We start from the raw sequence: 9,279 nt of genomic DNA, 5'->3' as shown, positions 1-9,279 counted from the left end.
ATGTTTCCTTCCGAATATCGCGGCCAGATCTTCATCGCCGAGCACGGCTCGTGGAACCGCAGCCGGAAGGTCGGATACCGGGTGACGCTCGTGACCTTGAAGAACGGGCGTCCCGTGTCGTACGCGCCTTTCGCTCAGGGTTGGCTGCAGGGAGAGCGCAACTGGGGGCGGCCGGTCGACGTGCTGGTGATGCCCGACGGAGCGATGCTGGTGTCGGACGATCTGGCGGGAGCCATCTACCGTATTTCTTACAAATAAGGGTCGCGGCGATGCATCGAGGCGGATGGGCGCGTGCGCCACGACCCGCGGCCTTAACGTACGCTCCCGGCACGCCGCGGCCGCGGGCTCGGACGCCCGCATCCCGTCGGCCTCGCGCCTCGCCGCGCCGAACAACTGAAACTGTTCTGACCTTTCTACGACCCTCGGGGAGACATGAATCGACTTGAAGCCACCGCCGGCAGGATCGTGGCCGCGTCGACGGGAAGGCCGAGCTGCGCCTCGGCGTCGCGGGCGATCCGCTCTTCCTCCGGCTCATAGACCGGAAGCGCCGCCGCCGCGATCTTTTCCTGCGGCGCGCCGCGGAAATTCAGACGGCACGGCTCGGACACGACCGTTCCGCGGTTCGCGAGGGGCAAGCCGAAGGTCCGGCAGGCGTGGGGGCGGTGGGCGTAGATCGCGCAGACGAATCCGGTCGGCCAGCGACGCTTCCGCGCCGCGGCCGCCGCGGTGCCGCCTGTGCCGCCGATCGGCACGAGGAACGGGCACGCGATCGCGGCCGTCTTCTCGAAGAAAGCGTCCCAGTCCTTCTGGCGCCGGACGTCGAGCAGAAGCGTCTTGGCGTCGCCGGGAAAGATTCGGGCGATGCGCCGGGCGATCGCCTCGGCGCGGCGGGCGATCGCGTGCCGCCGCGCCGGGGGGAGCTTCGCGAGGCCCCGGGCGGCGACCGCGGCGTCGAGGGCGGTGATCTCGAAAAGCCCGACGCAGCAGCCGAAGCATCCGACGCGGCAGGCGATCTCGCCGCCGTGGCGACGGGCGGTCGCCGCGAATCGTCGCGAAACCTTCGCGAGGAGGCGCTCGTAACGCGACAGCGGGCTCAAGGCGCGGTCTCCTGACACGCCGGACAGAAGTAGGTGCTCCGCTTCTCTTCGCCCTGACGCCGCATCGCGATCGCCGTCCCGCAGCGCCGGCACGGCTTTCCGCTCCGGCGATAGACGGCGTAAGTTCCGGCGAGCGTCGGCTTGGCCGGCCGATAAGCTTCGCCGGAGTTCCTTCCCATCAGCTTGCGGGCTTCGCGCACGACCTTCGCGAGCACGGCGTCGGAGAGCGTCGAAACGCGCGCGAACGGGTCGACGCGGCAGCGAAAGAGCGTTTCCGATTTCCAGATGTTCCCGATCCCCGCGATCCGGTCCTGCCGCAGGAGCGCGTCCCCGACCTCGAGGTCGGGACGGGCGCGGAGGCGCGACACGGCTTCGTCCTCCCGGAAATTCTCTCCGAGGACGTCCGGTCCGAGCCGGGCGAGCGCCGGATGCGAGCGCTCCTCTCCCGGGCGCAGGACCTCGACGACCGGCGCCGAGAAGCAGACCGCGGTCCAATCGTCGGTCTCGAGCACGGCGCGGGCGAGGCTCTCGGGAAGACGCCAGCGCTCGCCCGGACGATAGAGGTGCCACGAGCCGTGCATCCGCATGTGCGTCCGGAGCGTCCGGCCGTCGTCGAAGCGGACGAGGAGGTTCTTCCCGGCCGCGGCGACCGAATCGATGCGGCGGCCGGCGAGCGCCGCCCTCGACGCGCTCGCGCCGGCGCAGCGAAACCGCCGCACGGTCTTTCCCGCGAGCGCCCGCGACAGCGTGAACGCCGCTCTCGAGATCGTGTCTCCTTCAGGCATCGGCGTCCCGCTCGGCTTTCGGCCGATGGAGCAGGCCCGAGCGTCCGCCGACGAAGCCGTGCCGCCGGAACGCTTCGGCGGCGGGGGAGACCACGGCGTCCTCTCCGCCGAGGCGCGCGACGAGGAGCCCGCGGCGCCCCGCCTCCGACGCGCGCCGCGCGAGAGCCTCGGCGACCGCTTCGGCCGCCGGAGGTGCCCCGAAGAGCGTCACCTCCCGCTCGCCGCGCGGAAGGTAGGCGAGGAGCTCTCCGTCGCGCAGCACCACGAGGCCGCCGGGAACGCGCTGCGGGCGCGGTCCCGAGCCCTCGGGCCACGGCAGCGAGGCCCCGTAGAGGTTCGCGGGGTCGGTCGCGGCGAGGACGACGCTCCGCGGCTCGCGGTCGGGGACCCGCAGGCGTTCGTCGGCTCCCGGCAAAGCGAATTGCGCCGCTCCCATTCCCTCGACGAAATAGCCGCGGCGGATGCGTCCGGCTTCCTCCATCCCCTTCAACACCGGATAGAGCGAGGCGAACCCGCCGGGGACGCCCTCCGCCCGCACGGCCTCCCGGGTCAGGACGCCGTAGCGTTCGAGGAGCTGCCGGGCCAGGGCCACGGCCGTTTCGGTGTCGCGTCGGTTCGGCGCGCCGGAGTCGCGTCGGTTCGGCGTGCCGGAGTCGCGCCGGTTCGGCGCGCCGGAGACGTCGCGATCCGGAGCGGGCGCGAGCGACCAGCGGCCCTCGGTCCCCGGAGGCGAGAGCCGGGGGCGGCGGAGCGTCCCGCCCGGCTCGGATTTCCGCGATCCGCGCGCCCGCCGGGCGATCCGGCTGCGGAGCGGAGCGAGCGTGTCGTTCGTGATCCGACCCGCCCAGACGAGGTCCCACAGCGCCTCGACGAGGTCGCCGGAGAACGCGCCGAGGTCCCGCTGGACGTCCGCGAAGAAGGACGCCCCGCGGCGGGCGAGAACCTCGAGCACCCGGCGGGGGAGCTCGTCTTCGACGCCGCGCGGAAGGGGCGCGAGAGCCGGCGCCCGGTCGGCGAGGAAGAGCGCGATGCGTCCGTCGCGGTCGGCGATCGGCTCGATCCCGCACCAGACGACCTCTCCCGTCGCGCAGAGGAGGTCGAGGTCCGCCGGCCGGTACCCCTCGATCCTCGCCGGAAGGATCTCCGTCTCGAGCACCGACGCGGGAAGCGCGCAGCCCTGCAGCTGCTCGATCGCGGCGAGCAGGGCCTCCGCCCCGCGCCGGCAGGCTCCGATCCCGTTCCACGCGACGGCGAGGCGGGCGAGCGCGGCGCGCGGCTGAGGCTCCGCCTGCCGTCGGAGCTTCGCCATCGACTTCTGCTTGATCGCTTTCAGCACCTCGACGTCGCACCACTCGCGCGCGGAGCCGCCGGGACGGAACGCGCCTTCCGCGACGCGGCCGCGCTCCGAGAGCCGCTCGAGCGCCGAGCGGACCGCGGGCCCGGAGAGCCCGAGACGGCGCGCGGCGTCCTCCGCGCGCAACGGCCCGTGCGTTCGGGCGTAGCGGGAGACGAGGTCGCCGGCGGCGTCGGCAACGGGCGCGAGCAGCGCTTCCGGATAGCCGCGCGGGGGGACGACGCCCGCGGCGTCGCGGTAGCGCGCGAGGTCCTCCGCGGCGATGAAGCGCTCCTCTCCGGCCAGACGCGCGCGCGCGACCTGCCGTTCGCCGAGCAACGCCTCGAGCCAGCGCCGGACGGGGGCGCCGGGCTCCGCGCGGGCCGCGATCTCCGCCTCGGTCAGGTCGCCGACGCGCAGGAGCAGCGCGTGGAGCGCGTCCGGCGACGCCGCGCGTCGCCCCTCCGCGAGGCCCTGCAGGCGGCGCTCGTGCTCCTCGATCGCGTCGGGATCGAGCAGCTCCCGCAGGTCGGCCTCTCCGAGGAGCTCCTTCAACTGCGCGAGGTCGACCGACAGCACCTGGGCGCGCCGCTCGGCGAGCGGCGCGTCGCCGTCGTAGATGAAGCTGGCGACGTAGGAGAACAGCAGCGAGGAACCGAACGGCGACGGGACGTCGGTGTCGACCGTGAGGACGCGGATCTTGCGGCGGCCCACGTCCCCCAGGATCTCGGCGAGGCCGGGAAGGTCGAAGACGTCCTTCAGGCATTCGCGATACGTCTCGAGAACGATCGGGAACGAGGGGAAGCGGGACGCGACCGCGAGCAGATCGGCGGAACGCTTGCGTTGCCGCCACAGCGGCTGGCGCATCCCCGGCCGGCGGCGCGGGAGGAGCAGGGCGCGGCCGGCGGCTTCGCGGAAGTGGGCCGCGAAGAGCGAGGTCTCCGGGAGCCGCTCCGTCACGAGCGACTCCGCCTCGGCGGCATCGGGGAAGAAGAGCGCGGAAGCGGGCGGCGAATCCGACTCGGGGAATCGAAAGACCATGCCGTCGTCGCTCCAGATCGTCTCGACGTCGAGACCCGTCTCGCGCCGGATCTTCGCCTCGACGGCGATCGACCACGGCGCGTGGACCTTCCCGCCGAACGGGGTGTGGACGCACACGCGCCAGTCGCCGACCTCGTCGCGGTTGCGCTCCACGACGATCGTCCGGTCGCTCGGGACTTCGCCCGTCGCCTCGCGCTGCTCGGAGACGTATGCGATGAGGTTCCTCGCCGCGTTCCGGTCCAGCCCTTCGGTCCGGAGGCGCCGGGTCGCCTCCGGACGCGGCAGCGCGGCGAGCTCGCGGGCGAGCGCGCCGATCGCGCGGCCGAGCTCGCGGGGCCGCCCCGCCCGGTCGCCGTGCCAGAAGGGCATCTTTCCCGGCTCGCCGGGCGCGGGAGAGACGATGACCCGGTCGTGCGTGATCTCCTCGATCCGCCAGGAAGACGCGCCGAGGAGGAAGACGTCTCCCTCCCGGCTTTCGAAGACCATCTCCTCGTCGAGCTCGCCCACGCGCGCGCTCTTCCCCTTCTCCTGCCCGGCGAGGAAGACGCCGTAGAGCCCCCGGTCGGGGATGGTGCCGGCGTTGGCGACCGCGACGCTCTGCACGCCCTCGCGTCCGCGCACGACGCCGCGCGTCCGGTTCCAGACCAGGCGCGGACGAAGCTCCGCGAACTCGTCGGACGGATAACGCCCCGAGAGCATGTCGAGCACGCCTTCGAACGCGGACCTCGGCAGATCGGAGAATGGCGCCGCGCCGCGGACGAGCGCGAAGAGCGCGTCGACGTCCTGCGATCCGCCGCTCGCGATCGCGACGAGCTGCTGGGCGAGCACGTCGAGGGGGTTCTTCGGCGCGAACGACTCCTCGACGAGCCCCTCCTCCATCCGCCGCGCGACCGCCGCCGAGGCGAGGAGGTCGCCGCGGTATTTCGGGAGGATGATTCCCTTCGACGGTTCCCCGACCCGGTGTCCCGCGCGTCCGATCCTCTGCATCCCGCTCGCGACCGAGGGGGGCGCCTCGATCTGCACGACGAGGTCGACCGCGCCCATGTCGATCCCGAGCTCGAGGGACGACGTGGCGACGATCGCCGGAAGCGTCCCGCGCTTCAAGCGATCCTCGATGAGCATTCTTCGCTCGCGGGAGACCGACCCGTGGTGGGCGAGCGCGACCTCCTCGCCGGCGAGATCGTTCAGCGCGCCGGCCAGCCTCTCGGCGAGACGGCGGCTGTTGACGAACACCATCGTGGAGCGGTGCGCGCGCACGAGCTCGAGGAGCCGCGGATGGATCGAGGGCCAGATGGAGCGCTTCGGCCTCGCCGCCGCGGGCCCGCTCGGGATCTCCTCTTCCTCGCCGAGCCGGGTCATGTCCTCGACCGGCACCTCGACGGTGAGCTCGAACGGCTTGCGGCTGCGCGCGTCGACGATCTCGACCGGGCGCATCCGCCAGTTCCCGGCGCGGTCGACGACCCCGCCGGCCAGGAGCCGCGCGGCCTCCGACTCGGGCCGCACCGTCGCGGAGAGGCCGACGCGCTGGAGCGGCGCGTTTGCGCCCCGGAGCGCCTCGAGCCGCTCGAGGGAGACCGCCAGGTGCGAGCCGCGCTTGCCCGGAACGAGCGAGTGGATCTCGTCGACGATGACGGTCTCGACCGACGCGAGCGCCTCCCGCGCCTGCGAGGTGAGGATGAGGTAGAGCGATTCGGGGGTCGTGATCAGGATGTCCGGCGGATGCCGCCGCATCGACGCTCTCTCGGGCGCCGGCGTGTCGCCGCTCCGGACGAAGATCGACGGGACGCGAAAGCGGAAGCCGGACCGCTCCGCGGCCGCGGCGATCCCCGCGATCGGCGCGCGCAGGTTCCGTTCGACGTCGACGGCGAGGGCCTTCAACGGCGACACGTAGAGGATCCGGCATCGCCTCTCCTTCGGCGGCTCGGGAGCGAACATCAGCCGGTCGAGCCCCGCGAGAAACGCGGCGAGCGTCTTGCCGGACCCGGTCGGCGCGAGGATCAGGGCGGAGCGGCCGGCGACGATCGGCGGCCAGCCGAGCCGCTGCGCGGGCGTGGGCGCCGCGAAGGACGCGTCGAACCACTCCGCGACGGGAGCATGGAAGGGGAGCGAGAAGGAGCCGGCCATCGAGACTCCCATTCTACGGGCCTGTCCACCGTGTCCGAAGCACCGTGCCCGAAGCCGGCCGTCCCGGGGGGGGCGGGAGGACCGGCGGATCGCCCGGCCCCAGTTGGTATGAGCTCAAATGATCGGGGCGCGGGACGGATTGTTGCTCTTTCCCGCGCGCTGCCGGAGAATACGCGCCGTGTTGCCCGGTGACGCGCGGCGGCGGCTCGGGATCGTCCTCCTCGCCGTTCTATGGACGCTTCCGCCCGCCCTGTGGGCGGTGCGACGCCGCTCGCCGCCTCGGCGTGCCACGCCGGCTCGCCCCGCCGGGCACGAGCCGAGACGGAAACCGGACGCCGGGGCTGCGCCGGGACTCCCTCTCGTCGCCTTCGACGGGCAGGCCCGCTCCCCGTCGGTCCCCTCCGACGCGGCCGCCCTGAGTCCGCTTCTCGACGTCGCGCCGCCGCCGCACCCGGATTCCGGTCTCCGCGGCGTGACCGTCGGCCGCGCGGCGGCCGTCTCGCCCGGGCTGAGCTTCTTCTTTTCGCCGGCACCGCCTCCGGCGAAAGCGTTCCTGATCGATCGAAACGGGAAAGTGGTCTGGCGCTGGTCGATCGAGCTCGACCCGGGGGACGAGGAATCGAGGCCGCGCGTCGAGGATGTCGAGCTCCTGCCCGACGGGTCCGTCCTGTGCGTCCTGCGGGATCGGGCGGTCCTGAAGCTCGACCGCGACTCCCGGCGTGTCTGGGAATGCCGGGTCCGCGCGCACCATGACCTTTGGCCCGACTCGAGCGGCGACATCGAGGCGCTCACGCACGAACGCCGGATCGTCCGCGAGATCCATTCGACGATCCCGATCGAGTCGGACGCGATCGCGGTTCTGACGCGGGACGGTCGGGTGAAGGACAGCATTCCCCTGCTCGACGTGTTCCGGCGCTCCGGGTACGACTATCTCCTCCCGCGCCTGCAGGGGGCCCTCCTCGATCCGAAGACCGGGGCTCTCGATGTCTTCCGCCTCGATCACGTCGAGAGCCTGGACGGGAGCCTCGCCGCGCGATCACCGATCTACGCGAAGGGAAACCTCCTCTTCTCCCTCGGAAACCTCGACGTGATCGGGATCATCGATGTGCGGACGCGGCGGATCGTCTGGCTCTGGGGGCCGGGGAACCTCGGCCATCCGAACGATGCCCGGATGCTCCCGAACGGCCACGTCCTCATCTTCGACGGGGGCGTCGACCGGTCGCAGGTGATCGAAATCGAGCCGCTGTCGCAAACGGTCGTCTGGCGGTACGCGGCGCCGAAGACCTTCCCCTCGAGCGTCGCGGGCACGGCGCAACGGCTCTCCAACGGGAACACGCTGATCACGGAGTCGGCGAAGGGGTGCGCCGTCGAGGTGACGCGCTCCGGGGAAACCGTATGGGAGTACGGAACCGGCGAAAACGACACCGGGCCCGGCGGCATCGTCCGGATGACCCGCGTCGATCCCGCGCGGCTGACCTTCCTCCCGAAATGACGCGCCGCGATCCGAAGGCGATGCCGGTTCCGACGCTGCGCCGCCCGCGGCTGCGCAGCGAAGGTTCCGGGCTCTCGCTCCTCGCCGCGGCGATCCTGTGGGCGGTTCCGCTTCTCTTGTTCTTCGGGCGCTTTCGGACCGGCGCCGGGACGCGGCCGAAAACCCCCGGTGAGACCGCCGCCAGCCGGGAAGCGGCGCGCGCGAACGAAGCGGCGGCGTTGTCGAACCTGCCCTACATCCTCCAGGCTCGCGATCCGCGGGCGGACCGGAAAGGAGTGGTCGTCGACGAGAAGGGGCGCGTTTCCCCCGGGTTGAATTTCCTGCTGCCCTGGTCGATCGAGCGCCCGGGGCGCGCCTACCTCCTCGACGAGGACGGCCGGATCGTCTGGCGCTGGTCTCTCGAGTCTTCCCTCGCGGGCCGGAAGCCCCGGCAGTGGGTCGGTCATTTCGAGCTCCTCCCGGACGGCTCGGTCGTCGCGGTGATCCATGACGACTCGATCGTGGAGCTCGATCGCGATTCCCGGATTCGGTGGAGGACGGCGATCCGCGCGCATCACGACGTCTGGCGCGATCCGTCCGGCGACCTCTACGCGCTCGCTCGGCGCGCGGAGCTCGTCCCCGAGATCCACCCGAGCCGCCCGATCGAATCCGACTCGATCGTGGTCCTTTCCGCGGAAGGGAAGGTCAAGCGCGAGATTTCGATCATCGGTCTGCTGCGCCGATCGGGATACGGGTATCTCCTGCCGCGGCTGCAGGACGCCGGCGTCCCCCGTTCCGGCCCCGCGATCGACGTCTTCCATACGAACCACGTGGAGACCTTCGACGGACGACTGGCGAAGCGCTCGCCCCTGTTCGCGAAAGGCAACCTGCTGATCTCGATCCGGAACCGGAACGCGATCGCGATCGTGGATCCGCGGGTCGAGAAGATCGTGTGGCTCTGGGGCCCGGGAAATCTGGCGTATCAGCACGACCCCCGGCTCCTCCCGAACGGGCACATTCTGGTCTTCGACAACGGCGTCGAGCGCTCGCAGGTCGTCGAGATCGACCCGCTCACGATGCGGGTCGCGTGGCGCTACGCGCCCGGGAGCGAGTTTTTCTCGAGAGTCGTCGGCGCCGTCCAGCGGCTTCCGAACGGAAACACGCTGATGACCGATTCGGTGAAGGGGCGGGCCGCCGAAGTGACTCCCGGCGGCGAGATCGTCTGGGAATACCTCAACCCGGAGTTCAGCGGAAAGGGATTGCGCAACGGGATCCTGAGAATGACGCGCTTCCCCCGGGACACGCTGACCTTCCTTCCGAAATAGCGGAGGGAAACCCGTCCGGCGCCTGCCGCGCCGCCTCATGGAGGCCGTCGCCGTCGATCGGCCGCGGCGTCAGCTGTCCAGGCCTTCTCCGGGCCTGGTCGGC

The 9,279-nt window shown here is 71.8% G+C and carries 6 protein-coding genes; 3 read left to right on the top strand and 3 right to left on the bottom strand.

Features of this window, described 5'->3' with window-relative positions:
• On the top strand, nt 1-258 hold a 258-nt coding region (locus VKH46_17215), incomplete at its 5' end, for a sorbosone dehydrogenase family protein (GenBank protein HKB72574.1).
• A gap of 155 nt (nt 259-413) precedes the next feature.
• Here VKH46_17215 and VKH46_17210 read toward each other — a convergent pair.
• The 3 genes from VKH46_17210 to VKH46_17200 are packed head-to-tail and all read right to left on the bottom strand — an operon-like array spanning nt 414 to nt 6,380.
• Nucleotides 414-1,097: a hypothetical protein gene (locus VKH46_17210; GenBank protein HKB72573.1), complete on the bottom strand. Its 684-nt coding sequence runs from the start codon at nt 1,095-1,097 to the stop codon at nt 414-416.
• Nucleotides 1,094-1,882, bottom strand: coding sequence for a DNA-formamidopyrimidine glycosylase family protein (locus VKH46_17205; GenBank protein HKB72572.1), 789 nt, complete (start codon nt 1,880-1,882; stop codon nt 1,094-1,096). The genes VKH46_17210 and VKH46_17205 overlap by 4 nt, the downstream gene beginning before the upstream one ends.
• Complete coding sequence (locus VKH46_17200) at nt 1,875-6,380, bottom strand: crosslink repair DNA glycosylase YcaQ family protein (GenBank protein ID HKB72571.1); 4,506 nt, start codon at nt 6,378-6,380, stop codon at nt 1,875-1,877. Before VKH46_17200 ends, VKH46_17205 begins: the two co-directional genes overlap by 8 nt.
• Before the next feature lie 178 nt (nt 6,381-6,558).
• Here VKH46_17200 and VKH46_17195 point away from each other — a divergent pair, with 178 nt between their 5' ends.
• Both VKH46_17195 and VKH46_17190 read left to right on the top strand, forming a co-directional pair.
• Nucleotides 6,559-7,872, top strand: coding sequence for an aryl-sulfate sulfotransferase (locus VKH46_17195; protein ID HKB72570.1), 1,314 nt, complete (start codon nt 6,559-6,561; stop codon nt 7,870-7,872).
• Nucleotides 7,869-9,176, top strand: coding sequence for an arylsulfotransferase family protein (locus VKH46_17190; protein ID HKB72569.1), 1,308 nt, complete (start codon nt 7,869-7,871; stop codon nt 9,174-9,176). The genes VKH46_17195 and VKH46_17190 overlap by 4 nt, the downstream gene beginning before the upstream one ends.
• Nucleotides 9,177-9,279 lie beyond the last annotated feature (103 nt).

The sequence above is a fragment of the Thermoanaerobaculia bacterium genome (assembly GCA_035260525.1).
Classification (GTDB): Bacteria; Acidobacteriota; Thermoanaerobaculia; order UBA5066; family DATFVB01; genus DATFVB01.
The sequence above is the reverse complement of the archived record's forward strand: the minus strand, read 5'-3'. Positions and strand labels throughout refer to the sequence as shown.

What these genes read in the sequence shown, in the direction of transcription:
- VKH46_17205 (HKB72572.1), bottom strand. Translation starts at nt 1,882, where the DNA reads ATGCCTGAAGGAGACACGATCTCGAGAGCGGCGTTCACGCTGTCGCGG.
- VKH46_17190 (HKB72569.1), top strand. Translation starts at nt 7,869, where the DNA reads ATGACGCGCCGCGATCCGAAGGCGATGCCGGTTCCGACGCTGCGCCGC.
- VKH46_17200 (HKB72571.1), bottom strand. Translation starts at nt 6,380, where the DNA reads ATGGCCGGCTCCTTCTCGCTCCCCTTCCATGCTCCCGTCGCGGAGTGG.